The organism is Mesorhizobium sp. BHbdii (assembly GCF_053848045.1).
Map to the genome: position 1 here is coordinate 14,581 of NZ_JBSPKX010000001.1, position 18,549 is coordinate 33,129.

General features: G+C 62.5%; 15 protein-coding genes. 11 read left to right on the forward strand and 4 right to left on the reverse strand.

What is annotated here, in order from left to right:
• Window positions 1–37 precede the first annotated feature (37 nt).
• The 3 genes from ACWTU8_RS00065 to ACWTU8_RS00075 are packed head-to-tail and all read right to left on the reverse strand — an operon-like array spanning window position 38 to window position 3,552.
• On the reverse strand, window positions 38–1,003 hold the full coding sequence (locus ACWTU8_RS00065; protein ID WP_027153297.1) for a substrate-binding domain-containing protein: 966 nt from the start codon (window positions 1,001–1,003) through the stop codon (window positions 38–40).
• Window positions 1,004–1,027: 24 nt separating this feature from the next.
• Window positions 1,028–2,011 (reverse strand): ABC transporter permease, encoded by a 984-nt coding sequence (locus tag ACWTU8_RS00070; RefSeq protein WP_455848341.1) that lies wholly within the window; start codon window positions 2,009–2,011, stop codon window positions 1,028–1,030.
• Between the two features lie 17 nt (window positions 2,012–2,028).
• The gene (locus tag ACWTU8_RS00075) at window positions 2,029–3,552 is read right to left on the reverse strand and encodes an ATP-binding cassette domain-containing protein (RefSeq protein WP_455846567.1); all 1,524 of its coding nucleotides are present in this window, start codon (window positions 3,550–3,552) and stop codon (window positions 2,029–2,031) included.
• 125 nt (window positions 3,553–3,677) lie between these two features.
• Between ACWTU8_RS00075 and ACWTU8_RS00080 the strand changes: the two genes are divergently transcribed.
• The 3 genes from ACWTU8_RS00080 (at window position 3,678) to ACWTU8_RS00090 (ending at window position 7,078) form a co-directional block, all read left to right on the forward strand.
• Window positions 3,678–4,628, forward strand: a complete 951-nt coding sequence (locus ACWTU8_RS00080) for a LysR substrate-binding domain-containing protein (RefSeq protein WP_455848342.1) — start codon at window positions 3,678–3,680, stop codon at window positions 4,626–4,628.
• Between the two features lie 337 nt (window positions 4,629–4,965).
• The gene (locus tag ACWTU8_RS00085) at window positions 4,966–5,871 is read left to right on the forward strand and encodes a tyrosine-type recombinase/integrase (RefSeq protein WP_455846568.1); all 906 of its coding nucleotides are present in this window, start codon (window positions 4,966–4,968) and stop codon (window positions 5,869–5,871) included.
• 10 nt (window positions 5,872–5,881) lie between these two features.
• Window positions 5,882–7,078: an IS91 family transposase gene (locus ACWTU8_RS00090; protein WP_027153292.1), complete on the forward strand. Its 1,197-nt coding sequence runs from the start codon at window positions 5,882–5,884 to the stop codon at window positions 7,076–7,078.
• Window positions 7,079–7,951: 873 nt separating this feature from the next.
• Here the strand turns inward: ACWTU8_RS00090 and ACWTU8_RS00095 are convergent.
• On the reverse strand, window positions 7,952–8,779 hold the full coding sequence (locus tag ACWTU8_RS00095) for a MurR/RpiR family transcriptional regulator (RefSeq protein ID WP_287115143.1): 828 nt from the start codon (window positions 8,777–8,779) through the stop codon (window positions 7,952–7,954).
• Between the two features lie 148 nt (window positions 8,780–8,927).
• On the opposite strand from ACWTU8_RS00095, the gene ACWTU8_RS00100 reads away from it, so the two are divergent.
• The 8 genes from ACWTU8_RS00100 to ACWTU8_RS00135 all read left to right on the forward strand — a co-directional run bounded on the left by ACWTU8_RS00100 (window position 8,928) and on the right by ACWTU8_RS00135 (window position 18,522).
• The gene (locus ACWTU8_RS00100; RefSeq protein WP_455846569.1) at window positions 8,928–9,749 is read left to right on the forward strand and encodes an N-formylglutamate amidohydrolase; all 822 of its coding nucleotides are present in this window, start codon (window positions 8,928–8,930) and stop codon (window positions 9,747–9,749) included.
• 21 nt (window positions 9,750–9,770) lie between these two features.
• A complete protein-coding gene (locus tag ACWTU8_RS00105) occupies window positions 9,771–11,285 on the forward strand; it encodes an amino acid permease (RefSeq protein ID WP_455846570.1) in 1,515 nt (504 codons plus the stop codon).
• 93 nt (window positions 11,286–11,378) lie between these two features.
• A complete protein-coding gene (locus ACWTU8_RS00110) occupies window positions 11,379–12,749 on the forward strand; it encodes a glutamine synthetase family protein (RefSeq protein ID WP_455846571.1) in 1,371 nt (456 codons plus the stop codon).
• Window positions 12,750–12,837: 88 nt separating this feature from the next.
• Entirely contained in the window at window positions 12,838–14,226 is a 1,389-nt protein-coding gene (locus ACWTU8_RS00115; RefSeq protein WP_455846572.1) for an aldehyde dehydrogenase family protein, read from the forward strand.
• A gap of 16 nt (window positions 14,227–14,242) precedes the next feature.
• The gene (locus ACWTU8_RS00120) at window positions 14,243–15,415 is read left to right on the forward strand and encodes an iron-containing alcohol dehydrogenase (protein ID WP_455846573.1); all 1,173 of its coding nucleotides are present in this window, start codon (window positions 14,243–14,245) and stop codon (window positions 15,413–15,415) included.
• Between the two features lie 243 nt (window positions 15,416–15,658).
• Window positions 15,659–16,765 carry an ABC transporter substrate-binding protein gene (locus ACWTU8_RS00125; RefSeq protein ID WP_455846574.1) on the forward strand — a complete coding sequence of 369 codons (1,107 nt, stop codon included), beginning with the start codon at window positions 15,659–15,661 and terminating at the stop codon, window positions 16,763–16,765.
• A gap of 72 nt (window positions 16,766–16,837) precedes the next feature.
• Window positions 16,838–17,731: an ABC transporter permease gene (locus ACWTU8_RS00130; protein WP_455846575.1), complete on the forward strand. Its 894-nt coding sequence runs from the start codon at window positions 16,838–16,840 to the stop codon at window positions 17,729–17,731.
• The gene (locus ACWTU8_RS00135) at window positions 17,728–18,522 is read left to right on the forward strand and encodes an ABC transporter permease (RefSeq protein ID WP_127209949.1); all 795 of its coding nucleotides are present in this window, start codon (window positions 17,728–17,730) and stop codon (window positions 18,520–18,522) included. Before ACWTU8_RS00130 ends, ACWTU8_RS00135 begins: the two co-directional genes overlap by 4 nt.
• The last annotated feature ends 27 nt before the right edge of the window (window positions 18,523–18,549 follow it).

An 18,549-nucleotide genomic window follows, 5' to 3' on the forward strand; every position in this document is an offset into this window, starting at 1 on the left:
CCCGCCGGAGCAGCCGGCGGGCGCATCTTGCGAGCGGTCAGTTGCTCGGGGGGAAGACGCGGGCGATGACCTTCTGCGCCTCGGGGCTGTCGACCTTGTCGGCGGTGACCAGCGGCATGACAAGCGCGAGGTTCTGGGTCACGGGCGCGCCGGTCAGCGCGTTGTAGACCTGCTGGGTGCCATCGATTCCCTGGCCGACCGCCTCCTGGAAGAAGATGCCCTGGATCGCGCCCTGCTTGAGGAGCCCGATGGTCGTCGGCGAACCGTCGGCGACGGTGACGCCGACCTTTCCGGTGAGGCCGCGGGTCTCCAGCACCTTGGCCGCGCCGGTGCCGGCCTCGTCATACATGCCGTAGATGGCCTTGATGTCGGGGTTGGCCGTCAGCAGGTCGTTGGCCTGCGTCACGGCCTCGTTGATGGTGAGGCCGCGCGTTTCCAGCATCTGTACGAGGTCGCAGCCTTCCGCTTCGAAGGCCTCCTTGGCGCCGGCCAGATATTTCTGCGCGTTCTCACGATCCTGCGGTAGCGAAAGCATGCCGACCTTGTTGCCGCCCCGCTCCTTGGCCAATTCGCAGGTGAACTTGGCCTGAGCCTTGCCGGTCTCGAAGTTGTTGGCCGTAACCGAGGAGGTGAAGTTGGTCAGCCCCGGCTGCGGGCCAATGCCGGCGAAGGCAATCGGAACACCTTCCTTCTCCAAGTAGTCGAGCAGTGGCGGGGTGGAGGTCGAGCTGACCGGCCCGATCACGATGGCGTCGACGCCCTTCGTCACCGCCGTGCGCGCATTGTCCATCTGCTTGGCGGGCGAATTCTCGGAGGTGAACTCGACATAGTCCATGCCGAGTTCCTCCGCCTTCTGCTTCACGCCATAGCCCACCCATTGCCAGTAGGAGATGTCGAGCGAGGGCGCGATATAGGCGACGGTCTTCTTGTCTTGCGCATATGCCGAGCCGGATATGGCGGCGGCCACAAGGGCTGCGAGTAGGACTGTGGTTCCGGTCTTCATCTTGGTTCCTCCCTTTGTGAAGATTTAGGTGCGCTTGCTATGGCTGAATCGGTCGATCAGCACCGCGAGCAGGATGGCCGTTCCAGTAACGGAGCCCTGCCAGAAGCTGTTGACGCCGATCAGGTTCACGCCGTTCTGGATGGCGGTGATCATCAGTGCGCCGAGCACGGCGCCGATGGCGCTGCCGGTTCCCCCGAAGAGGCTCGCGCCTCCGATCACGACGGCTGCGATTGCCTGGAGCATGAGGCTTGCGCCCGCCATCGCCTCGGCGTTGAGGATGTAGCTGACGGTGAGCAGCCCGGCGAAGGAGGCGAGCAGGCTGGACGCGACATAAGCTGCGAACTTGATGCGCAGGACCGGAATGCCCAGCAGCCGGGCGGCTGTCGCCGACGAGCCGACCGCATAAAACCAGCGGCCGACGACCACTTTGCGAAGCACATATTCCAGCGCGACCATCAGCACGATGCAGAAGAGCAGATGGTTGGGCACACCCGGGATGATTTCGCCCGAGTTCAGCAGCCAGAAATTCGGCGCGCCGATGGGCATCGAGCGCCCGTTGGTGACGATGAAGGCGAGGCTGCCGGCCACGGCATAGGTGATGAGGGTGACGACGAAGGGAGCGAGACCCACGATAGTCACCAAAAACCCGTTGATCGCGCCGAAGACGAGGCCGACCGAAAGCCCGGCGAGGCTCGCCGTAAAGGCATCGGCGCCGTTCGCCATGGCAAGCGCCGTAACCATTCCCGTCAGCGAGAACACGGAGCCGACCGATAGGTCGATGCCGCCGGTGACGACGACCAGAAAGACGCCAAGCGACATGATGATGAGCGGCGCCGCGGCCTGGATGATGTTGCGCATGTTGCCGGTGCTCAGCGCGGCGGGCACGTACATGCCGACCGCGAGCATCAGCACGACGATCGCGCCGGCGATGGCCAGTTCCGTGCGGTAGGATTTGACGATCCCTGGAGCCCGCATCCTCGGGCCGCGCCCCTCCTGAGTGGTTGCCATGTGATTTGTCGCTTCGGTCATGCAGCCATCCCCGTCAGTTCGGCGAGGCTTTCCTCGGTGAAACGGTCTTCGGGCAGGAATCCCCGCGGGCTCCCTTCGGTGTCGAAGGCAAAGATCGCGTCGCAAAGTTCGATGAGTTCGACGTTCTCGGTCGACCACCACACGATGATCGCGCCCGCGTCCGCCATCTGGCGGATCAGGGTGTAGATTTCACGTTTGGTGCCGACATCCACGCCGCGCGTCGGCTCCTCCAGCACCACCATGCGCAGCGGAAGGTTCAGCCAGCGCGCGACGAGCAGCTTTTGCTGGTTGCCGCCGGAGAGCGAGGACGGCATGTCCCAGATGGACCCGGCCTTCAGCTTGAGCGCCGACACCAGGTCCAGGCATTGCGGCCTCTCGGCCGCGCGCACCAGTTGGGTTCGTTGGCGGACCCGGCGTGCGGCCACCACATTGTCGATGATCGGCAGTTGCGAGAGTATCCCCTTGGTCGCCCGATCGCCCGAGATGAAGCCGACGCCGGCCCTGACCGCGTGGGCGGGCGACCGGAAGGCGCCCCGAAAGCCATCGCCGGAGATGCTCCAGCCGTCGCCGCTTCCCGCCCCGACGAGCGGCGCGATCAGCCCGGTAGGCCCCGCCGGTGCACCGGCAAGCCCTAGCACCGTGCCCGGCCGGACCTCGATGCGGGTGTCTTCCGGCCCCGCCAGCGTGAGTGCGCCGCCTGCCGCGGCGGCAGACGGCCTGCGCTCAGTCGCGGCGCGATGCGCTGGCTGCCCCATGTACTGCACGATTTCGCCGTCGCTCAATCCGGCGAGCGGGGCGGCGTTTAACACGCTTCTACCGTCCCTCAGGATGGTACACACGTCGCAGAGCTCGCGGATCTCCTTCATCCGGTGCGAGACGAAAACGATGCCGATGTCTTCTTCCTGCGCCAGCCGCTTGAGCACGCCGAAGAGCTTCGCCGACTCGGCCGCCGTGAGGTTGGCGGTCGGCTCGTCTAGCAGCAGCACCTCGGCACCGGTCGAGAGTGCACGTGTTATTTCCACAATCTGGCCCTCGTGCAGCGATAGTCTGCCCGCCGGCTCATCGACGATCTTTCCTGCCAGAGCCGGATCGATGAGGCCCAGCGCATCGAGCGCGAGTTGCCGCATCCGGCGCATGCTGCTTCGCGAGAAGCCGGATGCCGCGTGCACAATGCCGATGTTCTCGGCGACCGAGAGTTCGGGCAGCAGCGCAAGCTCCTGGTGGACGACCGCGATGATCGGGCTTTCACGCCCGCTGCGGCCGGAGGCGAAGCGGATCGTGCCTCCATCGCGCGATGCCAGCCCGGTGATGATGCGGATCAGCGTGCTTTTGCCGGCGCCGTTGCCACCCAGCAGTGCGTGGATTTCACCTGCCCTCACGCGGAAGGCCACACCACGCAGCACGCGGGTCGCGCCGTAGTTTTTCTCGATTTCTGCAGCATCGATCAGCGTGCGGGCCGGCAGTTCACTGCCAGCGATTCCTGCATCGCTGCCCGCCGCTTTGGCGGCATTCGCTCCCATCCGGCATCTCCTCCCGAGACGCGATCAAGATGAGACCAATTGACACTTCACTCAATTTTCGATTCTTAACGCTCTATGTAGCTGAGCTAAACTGACGACTGATGTCTGATCTCAATCTGAACTCGATGAGCCACTTCGAGGCGGTGGCGCGCCTGGGCGGCGTGGCCAAGGCCGCCGAGGAGCTAAAGGTCACCCCGTCGGCGGTCAGCCAGCAACTCAGGCTGCTTGAACATCAGCTCGGGGTACGACTTTTCCGCCGCGAGAAGCGTCACCTTTCGCTGACCATCGACGGCGAGCGGCTCTACCAGACGGCTACCCAGGCTTTCGAATCGCTGCGCGAAGTACGCAATGCGATCGTCAGGCAGCGGGAGAGCTTTCAACTCAGCATCCGCGTCAGCCCCTCATTTGGCGAGAAATGGCTGGCGCCGCGCCTGGCGGAATTCAGCGGCGAATATCCCACCTGGGAACTCAGGGTCGACGCGACGCCTAATTTTTCCGATTTCGAGACGGAGGTGATCGACCTCGACCTTCGTTACGGCGACGGCGGATGGGCCGGCCTCTACTCTGCCTGCGTGGTGAACGACCTCATCCTCCCGATGTGCTCGCCTTCATATCTGGCGCAACTGCGAGCGATCTCGTCCGATCCGCGCGAGCAGCTGCGCCACGCCCGGCTCATCGACAGCGTGAAGGCCTATTTCCGGTGGGACTACTGGCTGCCGCGCAACGGCATCCAGGGTGCGAACATGACCTATCCCTACCGCCTCGACCGATCATCGATGTCGATACAACTGGCCAAAGACGGAGTGGGCGTTGCGCTGGACAGCACGTCAATCGCATTCGACGATCTGGCGAGCGGCGCACTGGTTCCGCTGTCGGCCGAGTTCGACGTCATCGAATTCCCAGGCTATTGGCTGGTGTGCCCTTCAAGGCACATGAACAGACGGGCGGTCCGGTTGTTCTCCGAGTGGGTTTCCCGGATCGGCAATCGAGACACCACGCACGCACGAGGGTTTCTGACGGCCAGGGGATTCCAGATTACCTTCGAACACCGGCCTCATTTCCTGACACGCGACTGATCTGGGGCGGCAGCTCTGGACACTTCGTGCCTCTGGTGATGACGATCTCCGCTTCTCGGCCAAGATGTGCATCTCGATGAAGGCGGTGACCTTGGCCGGCCCGTGGCGGGCTGCGGGATAGACGGTAAATGGCGCCTGCCGGATTTCCGCTATCCAGCAAAAAAACGCTCAGGAAGGTCCGGAAGGGGTCATTGAACGAACCCGCTCGCGGGAGGGGCGCGGGGTTTGAGGCGTGCTTCGTTGGCAGCATCGGTGAGGCTTTAATCGATCAGGGGTGACGGACGGCCATCGGCCTCCGAGCATGAAGTGTCAACCTTCAGCTTGAGAGGAGCATCCGATGACCGTCCCTACGCATCCATCCGGCAGCGCACTTCGCGAGCGCATGATCGAAGACCTGTCCATGCGCGGCTTCACCGAGGATACACGCCGTGACTATATCCGTTGCGTGAAGGCGTTTGCAGCCTTCATCGGGCGGTCGCCTGATACCGCGACGGCTGAGGATCTGCGGCGTTTCCAACTGCACCAGACCGAGAGCGGCATGCGGCCGCCGGGGATCAACAGCTCGGTCTCGGCGCTTCGCTTCTTCTTCACCGTGACGCTCGACCGGCCCGATCTCTCGCGCCGTCTCACCATCATCCGCCAGCCGCGCAAGCTGCCGCTGGTGCTGAGCGTCGAGGAGGTGGCGCGGCTGCTCGAAGCCGCACCAGGTCCGAAGTACAAGGCCGCGCTCGGCACGGGCTACGGGGCGGGGTTGCGGGTGTCGGAGATCGTGGCGCTCAAGGTGAGTGACATCGACTCGACGCGCATGCTGATCCGCGTCGAGCAGGGCAAGGGGCGCAAGGACCGCCACGCCATGCTGTCGCCGCAACTGCTCGGGCTTCTGCGCGCCTGGTGGCGCCAGGGCAAACGCCGCGGCGTGATGCTGCCGCGGGGCTGGCTGTTCCCGGGCCGCAACCCGATCACGCCACTTTCCACGCGGCAGATGAACCGCGCCGTTCATACGGCGGCGGAGGCCGCCGAGATCAAGAAGCGGGTAACGCCGCACACCCTGAGGCATTCCTTCGCCACACATCTCCTGGAGCAGGACGTCGACATTCGCGTCATCCAGGTCCTGCTCGGCCATGCCCGGCTCAATACGACCGCGCTCTATGCCCATGTCGCCACCAAGACGATCCACACCGTGATGAGTCCGCTCGACCGGATCAGCCTGCTCACAGAGGGCGAGATACGACCGGACAGGTGACGCGGCGGCGGTGCGCCGCCCGTCCCTGGAGGTCGCCGACATCTTCCATCGCCATGGCGCCGCCTGGCGCGCGGCCCAGGCCGGCCATTTAAGCCTCGGCCAGCTAAAGGTGATGTCGGCGATCGAGACCTGCCGCACCGCGGCGCTTGGCGGTCACGTCGAGGCGTGCGAGGACTGCGGCCACCGTCGCATTGCCTATAACAGCTGCAAGAATAGACACTGTCCAAGGTGCCAAGGCGCGACGGCAAGGGAATGGCTCGCCGCACGCGAGGCCGATCTCTTGCCGGTCGGCTACTTCCACGTCGTCTTCACGCTGCCGGCCGAGATCGCCGGTATCGCCTATCCCAACAAGGCGGTGATCTACGACCTGTTGTTCCGCGCCGCCTCGGAAGCGATGCTTACCATCGCCGCCGATCCAAAACATCTCGGCGCCCGCATCGGCATCACCGCCGTGCTGCATAGCTGGGGCTCGGCGATGACCCATCATCCGCATGTCCACATGATCGTGCCCGGTGGCGGCATCTCGCTCGATGGTGAGCGTTGGGTGTCCTGCCGGCCCGGCTTCCTCCTGCCCGTGCGCGTGCTCTCAAAACTGTTCGGGCGGCTCTTGCTGGCGAAGCTTACTGATGCCCATGCCGCCGGCCGGCTGAGGTTCTTCGGCGACAATGCTGGCCTCGGCGACAAGCGCGCCTTTGCTGCCTTCCTGGCACCGCTCAAGAAGAAGAACTGGTTCGTCTACGCCAAGCCGCCCTTCGCCGGACCCGAGGCCGTGCTGGCCTACCTGTCGCGCTATACCCATCGCGTCGCCATCTCCAACAGCCGCCTGATCACGCTCGATGAGACCGGCGTGACGTTCCGCGTCAAGGACTACCGTCGCAACGGGAAGGAGCGCTTCCGGACCATGACGCTGGAAGCGGGCGAGTTCATCCGCCGCTTCCTGCTCCATGTCTTGCCCAAGGGCTTCCACCGCATCCGCCACTACGGACTGCTTGCCAGCGCCAACCGCAAGGCCAACATCGCGCGCGCTCGCGAACTTCTCGCCGCGCCGCAGCCCAAGGCCGAATGCAACGGAACGGGCGCCGATGCCGCCACGCCATCGGATTGGCGGCCGCCATGTCCATGCTGCGGCGGCAGGATGATCGTCATCGAGACCTTCGAACGCGGCGGCGACCGCGCCCGCGCGCCGCCATGGACGAGGGCGCCATGACCCCAAACCGCTCTTCATCGCTCTGCATGCCCGCCGAGGGCTCTGGTCGTCGGCGGACCGATGCGATCGGGCGTCTCCGGCCGGTCGCATGTCCTGCACCATCTGCAGCGCCGAAACCGCCCGCTCTTCAAGGGCCGCATCGCTATGCGCACCGCCATCGCCAGCCCGTCGAGCTACGCCTGCCCACCCACCAAGCCCGTCGGTGCGGTCACAACGGACCAAGCCGAACCGTCAAATCCCCATAGACTCGAAACCGAGATCTCCACCCCGCGGGTTCCTTCCCTGGAGGCTTCCGGACGCCGGCATCGGAGCCACGCCATCTCAGTAGAGGGCCGGCATCCGAAACCCATCACACGTCACGACGATACTCGTACCGACCTGAAGGTCCGCAAATTGGAGGTTTGAGGTCCAAAGCTGCCATTCCGCTTGCGGCCCCATTGCGGCCTTCGAGAACTGTAGACGAACGATTGCCTATGGCCGTTGGAAGCTTTCATCGAACAGCCAAAGCTGCCGTTAGAAGGCCTCGCTTTGGGAAGCTTCGCCATGCTTCCCTGCAGGGTAAGAATGGCTACAGAGTGGACCTCAAGGAGTAGGTCTCTATGTACCGCCTGAATAGCGTAACGATCCCAGCCCACGAAAAAGCCTCTCTCAATCAAGAGTTGAATACGTCCTCCGGGCCTCGAACCCTAGAGGGATTTTCGACTATCATCGATGCACAAGCCGTTGTCATATCGGCGTGGTTACCAAATGTCGGCATCGGTGGTTGCGTGTCCCCGCAACCAAATAACCAAAACGGCCCGCCTCAGTGCGGGCCGTTTTGCGTTTGCGGCCTGCCGCGCTCGGGTTTGGCATCTACGGCATCGACGGCGCCCGCTACCGCAGGCTTTCCAGCTCGCGGATTCGTTTGGCGCCGTCGGCCTCGAGCTGCCGGGTGACGGCACCGATCAGCGTTTCGGCAACGACGAAAAGGGCCGCCGAAGAGTCCCAAGCCGAGGGCACGGCGGTGCGCCCGGCGATGACATGGCGGGCGAAGCGAGCGATCGGCGACAGCCATTGGTCGGTGAACAGCACGATCTGCACGCCGCGCTGATGCGCCGTCTCGGCGAAACGGACCAAGCTGTCCTGGTAGCGCCTGATGTCGAAGATCACCAGCACGTCCCGCTTTCCCATGTCGATCAGCCGGTCGCGCCAGACGCTTTCCTGTCCGGCGAGGTGAAAGACATTGGGCTGGATGATGGCGAGGTGGGCGGCCATGTAGCGCGCCAGTGGATCGGTGAAGCGGCCACCGATCAGGAAGGTCTTGCCGCGCCGGTCGGCAAGCTTTGCGACGATGTCGGCAAGCTGTTTGTCGGACAGGTGCCTGAACGTCTCGCGCATGTTATCGAGCGTCGCCTCCAGCATCGGCGACACTGCGCCGCCGTTCGGCGATGGCGGGTTGAGCGTCCGGGACGCCGGCGACTGCAGTTGCGCCGCCAGCTCGTCCTGCAGCGCCGACTGAAATTCCGGGTAGTTCTGCAAGCCGAGCCGGGCGACGAAACGCAGGATGGTCGGCGAGGAAACGCCGGCGGCAGCTGAGAACTCGGCGACCGTCTTCAGGCCGATCAGCGGGTAATTGGCGATCAGCGTTTGCGCCGCGCGGCGCTCGCCCGCCGGCATCGTGCCGATGCGGTCCGAGATCAGTTCGGCAATGCTCGAAATCATCTTTTCCCACCCTGGCCGTTTTGCCGAAATCGCATTTGACCCGAAATCGCGTTTGACAAAGCCGGATAAACTGTATGAAATCATCCACAGGGACGCAATGAGACAAAATACGTAATATACGATACAGCGCTCCCCGGGGACTGAAAAAATGGAGACAGCACGGCCCGCCAGCCTTGCATCGCCTGAAACCGTGAGGGTGACGAACCTTGGCGGATCGAGCCCTTTCGTGCTGACCTGCGATCACGCCTCCAACTTCCTGCCGCCGGAATTCGGAACGCTCGGCCTTGCTGCCGGAGAGCTTTCCCGCCACATCGCCTGGGACCCCGGCGCGCTCCCGGTCGCCCGCCGCATGGCCGAGGCGCTTGACGCCACACTGGTCGAGACCCGCATTTCGCGCCTTGTCATCGACTGCAACCGGCCACTGGACGCGCCCGACCTGGTGCCGCCGGTCAGCGAGACCACGGCCATTCCGGGCAATACCGGCCTGTCGGAAAAGCAGCGCGCCGCGCGCATCGCTCTGTCCTGGCAACCCTTCCATGATGCGGTCGCGAGTATCATCGACAAAAGGCTGGCGCGCGGGTTCGAGACGCGGCTGGTTTCAATCCATTCCTTCACCCCGGTCTACAAAGGTATGAGCCGGCCCTGGCACATCGGCATCATCCATGACGAGGATCGCCGGCTGGCAGCGCCGCTTGTCGTCGCGCTGCAGCGGCTCGCCGGCGTCACGGTCGGCATCAACGAACCCTATTCGCCGGCCGATCGCGTCTATTTCACGCTGGAACGGCACGCGCGTCCGCGGGGGCTACCCTGCGCGATGATCGAAATCCGCAACGACGAAATATCCGACGAAGCCGGGCAGCGAAAATGGGCGGATCTGCTCACGGGGATTTTGTCCGATCTCGAGCCGTCATCCGGATCCCAGGGATCTGGCCGGCGCGGGCTCGGCCATCCGGTGGAACCGGTCAACTGACAAGAAGAAGGGGACTTTCAAATGGCAGGCGGTAATACGAAGCAAGTCGGCAGCGTCGCATACGCGAAGCGCGACAAATCTTATTTCGAGAACCGGCAACTGGTGCGTCACGCCAATGTCTGGCATCTGTGGGCGCTCGGCGTCGGTGCCGTCATATCGGGACATTTTTCGGGCTGGAATTTCGGATTCGGGACGGGCGGCTGGGGCGGCATGCTGGTGGCCGGCATCATCATCGCCATCATGTATATCGGCCTCGTCTTCTCGATCGCCGAGATGAGCCCGGCTTTGCCGCACACCGGCGCTGCATACTCCTTCGCCCGGACGGCGATGGGGCCATGGGGCGGCTTCATCACCGGACTTTGCGAAAACGTCGAGTATGTTGTGACGCCCGCCGTCATCGCCTTCTTCATTGGCTCCTACATGGGAGGTATCTGGTCGGTCGCCTTTCCCGACTCCAGCGTCTGGCCACCACTTTGGTGGCTGGTGACCTATGCCGTGTTCCTGGCGCTGAATATTTTCGGCGTCGCGCTGTCCTTCCGCGTCACCCTGGTCGTGACGCTGCTGTCGCTCGCCGTGCTGATCGTATTCTGGATCAGCGCCATTCCGAGCATGGACTTTTCGCGCTGGGCGCTGAACATCGGTGTCGGCCCGGACGGAGCGGCGGTGGAGCTTCCCGAAGGCAATGGCTCGATGTTCCCGTTCGGCTTCTCGGGCGTGCTGGCGACGCTGCCCTTCGCGGTGTGGTTGTTCCTAGCGATCGAGCAGCTTCCACTGGCGGCCGAAGAGTCGGTCGACCCCAAGCGCGATATGCCGCGCGGCATTATCGCCGGCATGCTGACGCTGATCGTCTCGGCCTTCATGATCGTGCTGCTCAACCCGTCGGTCGTCGGAGTCGGTTCCTTCAAACTCGCCACTTCCGGCGAGCCTTTGCTTGACGGGTTCCGGGCGATTTATGGCGACTCGGGCGCAGTGCTGCTTGGCCTCATCGCGCTGATTGGGTTGATCGCAAGCTTCCACACCATCATCTTCGCCATGGGCCGCCAGGTCTATTCGCTTAGCCGCGCGGGCTATTTCCCGTCGGCGCTGTCGGTGACCCACAAATCCTACAAGACTCCCTATGTGGCGATGTTTGCGGGCGCCATCGTCGGCTTTGGCATCATGCTGATCATGTGGTTCGCGCTTGGCGGCGATACTGCCGGTTCGCTCATCGGCTCGGTGTTGCTGAACATGGCGGTGTTCGGCGCCATGTTCTCTTACATCCTGCAGGCGGTGTCCTTCATCTTGCTGCGTCAGAACCAGCCGAACATGGAGCGTCCTTATCGCAGCCCGCTCGGCGTCCCGGGCGCCGTGCTGACGATCGTCATCGGCGTGGTCACCCTGCTCTACCAGATTCAGGACGCGAACTTCACCAAGGGCGTGGTGTGGGTGGCGCTGTGGTTCGCCATCGCGATCGTCTATTTCGGGCTGGTCGGCCGTCACAAGCTGATCCTGTCGCCGGAAGAAGAGTTCGCGCTGGAGCACGCGCAGAAAGCCTGACCTGTCTCGAACCCAAAAACACCCGGCCGCTTCTCGCGGCCGGGTCCAGATTTGAACTCTCGAAGCGCCACAAAGGCGGCGGAGCTTGCAAGAATGGCCGGAAATTTTTCGTTCGATCAGTTGAAGAAGGCGGTCTCCAGCGGGGAGGTCGACACGGTGCTCGCCTGCATCGTCGACATGCAGGGGCGGCTGGCGGGAAAGCGGTTCCTGGCCCAGTATTTCGTCGATTCCGCCCATGATGAGACGCATGGCTGCAACTATCTCTTGGCCGCCGACATCGATATGGAGCCGGTGCCCGGCTACAAGGCGGCGAGCTGGTCGAAGGGTTACGGCGACTTCGTCATGAAGCCCGATCTGTCGACGCTGCGGCGCATTCCATGGCTGGAAAAGACGGCGCTGGTGATCTGCGACGTGCTCGACCACCACACCCATGATGACCTGCCGCATTCGCCGCGCGCCATCCTGAAGAAGCAGGTCAAACGGCTGAGCGAGCGCGGCTATATCGGCTATTTCGCCTCCGAGCTCGAATTCTATCTGTTCAGCGAAACGTACGATTCCGCTCGCAAGAAGCACTGGCAAGGCCTCGACACAGCCTCGCCCTATATCGGCGACTACCAGATCGGCATCACCACCAAGGAAGAAGGCGTCATGCGCCGGCTGCGCAACGAGATGGAAGCGGCCGGCATACCGATCGAGAACTCCAAGGGCGAGTGGGGTCCGGGCCAGGAAGAAATCAACGTCCGCTATGCCGAGGCGCTGGACATGGCCGACCGCCACGTCATCCTGAAGAACGGCGCCAAGGAGATCGCCGAGTCTGAAGGCAAGGCGATTTCGTTCATGGCCAAGTACAATTACGGGCTGGCCGGCAATTCCAGCCACATCCATAATTCGCTGTGGAGCGCCGACGGCAAGACGCCGCTTTTTTATGACAAGAATGCCGAATGGACGCTGTCTACGCTCGGCCAGCAATGGGCGGCGGGCCAGCTCAAATACGCCAAGGAATTCACCTGGTTCCTGGCGCCCTACATCAACTCCTACAAGCGCTTCCAGGCCGGCACTTTCGCGCCGACCAAGATCATGTGGAGCGAGGACAACCGCACCGCCGGTTTCCGCCTGTGCGGCGAGGGCACCAAGGGCATCCGCATGGAATGCCGCATCGGCGGCGCCGATCTGAACCCCTATCTCGCCTTCGCCGCGCTGATCGCGGCCGGCCTTGCCGGCATCGACGAAAAGCTTGACCTGCAAAAACCCTTCGTCGGCGATGCCTATCAAGCCTCGCAGCTGCCGGAAATTCCGAAGACCCTGCGTGATGCCACCGAGACGCTGGCGAAATCGGAGATGCTGAAGCAGGCGCTCGGCGACGGCGTGCTCGAGCATTATGTCCATACGGCACACTGGGAGCAGTTCGAATACGACCGCCGCATTACCGATTGGGAACTGCACAGGGGGTTCGAGCGGTACTAAACTACGCCAGTGCTGTCCTTTCGGCCTTTGGTGCCGGACGGACGGGCGCCCAAACCGAGATTGTCATTAACCGTGAGGACTCAAAGGAATGACCGAAACGGTCAAGATAAAATCTCCCGTCGATGGTTCGATCTATGCCGAGCGGCCTGTGGCCACGGACCAAGCGATCAATGCGGCGGTCGAGCGTGCCAAGGCGGCGCAGGAGAAATGGGCTGAGACACCGATCGTCGAGCGCGGCAAATACATGCTTGCCATGTTGGAAGCGTTGGTCGCCATGACCGACGAGATCGTGCCGGAGATCGCCTGGCAGATGGGTCGTCCGGTGCGCTATGGCGGCGAGTTCGGCGGCGTAAGGGAACGTACCAGCTACATGGTCGAGATCGCCGAAGCGGCACTCAAGCCGGTCCTCGCCTCCAATCCGAAGGACGGGTTTCGCCGCTATGTGAAGAAGGTGCCGCTCGGCGTGGTCATGGTGATTGCGCCGTGGAACTATCCCTATCTCACCGCCGTCAACACCATCGTGCCGGCGCTGATGGCCGGCAGTGCCGTCATCCTTAAGCATGCGGCGCAGACGCTGCTGGTCGGCGAACGTTTTCAACAGGCGTTTGACAAAGCAGGCCTGCCCAAGGGTCTGTTCCAGAACCTTGTCATGAACCATGTGCAGACCGAAAAACTGCTCGGCTCGGGCAAGATCGACCATGTCAATTTCACCGGCTCGGTTGGCGGTGGCCGCGCCATCGAAAAGGCCGCGGCAGGCACCTTCATGACGCTCGGCCTCGAACTCGGCGGCAAGGACCCGGCCTATGTCCTGGCCGACGCCAAGATGGATCATGCCGTCGCCAACCTGGTGGACGGGGCCTTCTACAATTCCGGCCAGTGCTGCTGCGGCATCGAGCGCGTCTATGTCCATGAGAAGGTCTATGACGAATTCATCGAAGGCTTTATCGCCGAAACCAAGAACTACGTCGTTGGCAACCCACTCGACCAGGCGACGACGATGGGGCCGATGGCACAGGCGCGCTTCGCCGACCTGATCCGCGCGCAGAAGGCCGAGGCGCTGCGCAAGGGCGCCAAGGCCCACATCAACATGAAGGTTGCCAATGACGATCAAGGCTCGCCCTATCTGGCGCCGGAAGTGCTGACCGGGGTCGATCATCAGATGAGCGTCATGCGCGAGGAAAGTTTTGGGCCGATCGTCGGCATAATGAAGGTGCGCAACGACGAAGAGGCGATCGCGCTGATGAACGACAGCCCCTACGGGCTGACAGCCTCGATCTGGACGCCCGACACCGAGCATGCGGCGGCGATCGGCGATCGCATCGAGACCGGCACCGTGTTCATGAACCGCTGCGACTATCTCGATCCGGCGCTGGTCTGGACCGGTGTCAAGGACACCGGCAAGGGCGCCGCACTGTCGGCCATCGGCTACGACAATCTGACCAGGCCGAAATCATACCATCTACGTGAAGCCATCTGATTTTCGAAAGATCAAAATGACAAAATTGATTTCCAAATGGAACTATCCGACAACCGTGCGCTTCGGCGCGGGGCGCATCAAGGAATTGCCTGATGTGCTTGATGCCACCGGCATCAAGCGGCCGCTCTTCGTTACCGATCCGGGGCTAGCCAAGCTGCCGGTGGTCGCCTCGACGCTGAAGATCCTCGACGACGCCAAGGTACCCTATGGCGTGTTTTCCGAGGTCAAGCCGAACCCGGTCGACTCCAACCTGACCGCCGGCATTGCCGTGTTCCAGAAGGGCAAGCATGACGGCGTCATAGCCTTCGGCGGCGGCTCGGCGCTCGACCTCGGCAAGCTGATCGCCTTCCAGGCCGGCCAGGCGCGGCCGGTCTGGGATTTCGAAGATATCGGTGACTGGTGGACGCGCGCCAACTCCGATGCGATCGCACCGATCATCGCCGTGCCGACCACCGCCGGCACCGGCTCGGAGGTCGGCCGCGCCGGCGTCATCACCAATGAAGCGACCCACACCAAGAAGGTCATCTTCCATCCGAAACTTTTGCCGGCCATCGTCATCGCCGATCCGGAGTTGTCGGTCGGCATGCCGGGCTTCATCACCGCCGGCACAGGCATGGACGCGCTTGCTCACTGCCTCGAGGCCTATTGCGCGCCGGGCTATCATCCGATGGCCGACGGCATCGCTGTCGAAGGCGTGCGGCTCGTCTTCGAGAACCTGCCGAAGGCCTATGCCAATGGTAAGGATCTCGTCGCCCGCGCCCACATGATGAGTGCGGCCGCCATGGGCGCCGCCGCTTTCCAGAAGGGGCTGGGTGCCATCCACTCGCTGTCGCATCCGATCGGCGCGCTCTACGACACCCATCACGGCATGACCAACGCCGTGTTCATGCCTTATGTGCTGGCTTTCAACCGCGACGCCATCGAGGTGCGCATCGCCCGGCTCGCAGCTTATTGCGGCATCAAGGGCGGCTTCGACGGCTTCGCCAAGGCCGTCCTCAAGCTTCGCAAGGAATTGAAGGTGCCGCACGCGCTGCCGGGCCTGATCAAGGGGCTCGACATGGACAAGAAGCGCAAGGGCCTGATCGCCGACATGGCGGTGGTCGATCCGACCGCCGGCGGCAACCCGGTCAAGCTGACCAGGAAGGCGGCGCTGACGCTGCTCGACAATGCCATTGCCGGCACCGTCTGAGACGGTTTTGCGTGCCGAAAGTTGATCTGGGAAATTGAGGGCAAAGAAAGGGGAAAGATGAAAGGTAAGACAGAAATTCGTTAGCCGGAAAAATAATCGCGGAGTGATTGCTACAGCCGGTTAAAAAGAGTTTACTTTTTCGTACTGCAGGGCATCGCTTTCACAAAGCTTTCATCGGGCTGTCACACGAAAACGATACCGCATCGCAGGCGTCCAACGGCGTCAGTTCAACGGAGAGAACACATGTTCAAATTCACGGGAAAAGTGCTTTCCCTTACGGCCGTCGCCCTGATGGCGACCTCTGCCATCTCGTCGGCGCAGTCCATGGATGAACTGGTCGCCGCCGCCAAGGCGGAAGGCCAGCTTACCACCATCGCGCTGCCGCACAGCTGGTGCGGCTACGGCGACGTCATCGCCGGCTTCAAGGCGAAGTATCCGGAAATCACCATCAACGAGCTCAATCCCGATGCCGGCTCCGGCGATGAGATCGAGGCGATCAAGGCCAACAAGGACAATAAGGGCCCGCAGGCGCCTGATGTCATCGACGTCGGCCTGTCGTTTGGCCCGTCCGCCAAGGCAGACGGCCTGATCCAGCCCTACAAGGTGTCGACCTGGGATTCGATCCCTGAGAGCGCCAAGGACGCCGACGGCTACTGGTACGGCGACTACTACGGCGTGCTCGCCTTCGGCGTGAACAAGGCCGTCGTGCAGAACGCACCACAGGACTGGGCTGACCTGCTGAAGCCGGAATATGCCAACTCGGTGGCGCTCGCCGGTGACCCGCGCACCTCGAACAACGCCGTCATGTCGGTCTACGCTTCGGGCCTCGCGGCTGGCGGTACCGGCGGCCAGGACGCCGCCGCCAAGGGTCTGCAGTTCTTCAAGCAGCTCAACGATGCCGGCAACTTCGTGCCGGTCGACGGTGAAGCGGCAGCTGTCGCCCAGGGCACGACGCCGATCGTGATGAACTGGGACTACAACTTGCTCGCCATGCGCGACAAGATGGCCGGCAATCCGGAAATCGAAATCGTCGTGCCAAAGGGAGCAGTGGTCGCAGGCGTCTACGTACAGGCGATCAGCGCCTATGCGCCGCATCCGAATGCCGCCAAGCTGTGGATGGAGTATCTCTACTCGGACGAAGGCCAGCTGGGCTGGCTGAAGGGCTACTGCCACCCGATCCGCTTCAATGATCTCGCCAAGAAGGGCGTGATCCCGAAGGAGATGCTGGACAAGCTGCCGGCCGCCGAGAACTACGAAAAAGCGATCTTTCCAACCTTGGAGGAACAGAACGCCGCCAAGAAGGAAATCAGCACGAACTGGGATGCCATCGTTGGCGCCGTCGTGAAGTAATTCATAGGGCGCCGGCCGTTCGCCGGCCGGCGCCCTATGCCAGACTTCGGGAATTCCATGGCAGACTCCACAATGTCCCAGACAGCCCGCGTCAGTCCTGGCGCGCCGGAGATCAGCCGCCTTCGGCTGCCACTGCATTGGTTAGGCGTAACTCCGTTCTTCGTTTTCGCGCTGGTCTTTCTGATCCTGCCCACTGTAGGGCTGATCGCGGGCGCGTTCAAAAATGCAGCCGGTGACTATACGTTCGACAACATCATAGCGTTGTCGCAACCCAAGCTCGCCGCAGCCTATTGGGTATCCATTCAGATCAGCTTTGTCTCTGCGGTCCTTGGCGCCTTGATCGGCCTGGCCATGGCGGTGGCAGTGGTTCGCGGAGGCTTGCCGCCGTGGTTACGCTCGGGAACCTTGACCTTCTCGGGCGTCGCCTCGAATTTCGCGGGCGTACCGCTGGCATTCTCGTTCATTGCAACGCTAGGTCGGCTCGGAGTGGCGACGATCCTGTTGCGTGACGTTTTCGGCATCAACATCTATTCGCTCGGCTTCAGTATCTTTTCGTTTTGGGGCCTGATTCTCACCTATCTCTATTTCCAGATTCCATTGATGATCGTCATCATCACGCCGGCGGTCGATGGGTTGAAGAAGGAATGGGGCGAAGCTGCCGCCACGCTCGGGGCAACCAATTGGCAATATTGGCGCATGGTGGTCATACCGGTGTTATGGCCGAGCTTTCTCGGTACGACGGTCCTCCTCTTTGCCAATGCCTTCGGGGCGGTCGCAACGGCCTATGCACTGACGGGGCCGTCACTCAACATCGTGCCAATCCAGCTGTTCGCGCAGATTCGCGGCGACGTGCTGTACAATCCGAATCTAGGCTACGCGCTTGCGTTCGGCATGATCGTCATCACCGGCCTGGCCAACCTATTCTATATCTTGTTCCAACGGCGAGCCGAACGGTGGCTGAAATGAAGCAAGGCAGCCGCTTTTGGGCTTGGCTCGTTTTTGGCGTCGGAACCACTTATTTTGTCCTGCCGCTTTTGGCGACCTTTGAATTCTCTTTGCGTAAGCGGCGAGGGGAATACTCCTTTGACGCCTACCGCTCAGTCTTCGGAGATCCGAATTTCCAGACTACATTTACCTATTCCGTCGTTGTGGCGATCTTCACCATCCTTTTGGGCGTGCTGCTCGTTGTCCCGACGGCCTACTGGATACGGCTGCGGCTACCGAATCTGCGGCCGGTCGTAGAGTTCATAACCCTGCTGCCGCTGGTTATCCCCGCTATCGTCATCGTCTTCGGCTACATCAGAATGTTCGGTTCGAATTCAACGCTGCCTTTTTTGGCGACAGCGCGCGGCACCGATGCTCTGCTGGTCATCGGCTATGCAGTGCTGGCGCTGCCTTATATGTACCGGGCGGTCGATACCGGTCTCAGGACCATCGACGTCAGAACGCTCACCGAAGCCGCACAAATCCTCGGCGCCGGCTGGACCACCATCATCGCCCGCATCATCCTGCCGAATGTACTGATCGCTGTCTTATCCGGCGCGTTCCTGAGTTTTGCCATCGTCATCGGCGAGTTCACCATGGCCTCGCTGTTGAATCGCCCAGCCTTTGGCCCCTATCTGCAGAACATCGGCGCCAACAGTGCCTATGAGCCGTCGGCACTGGCGCTCATTTCGTTCGCCATCACCTGGGGCTGCATGTCGCTGATCCAGATCCTGTCGCGTTTTGCGCCGCGATCGGCGAACCGGCCAAACTGATCGAAAAGTACTGACCGAAAGAAAAGC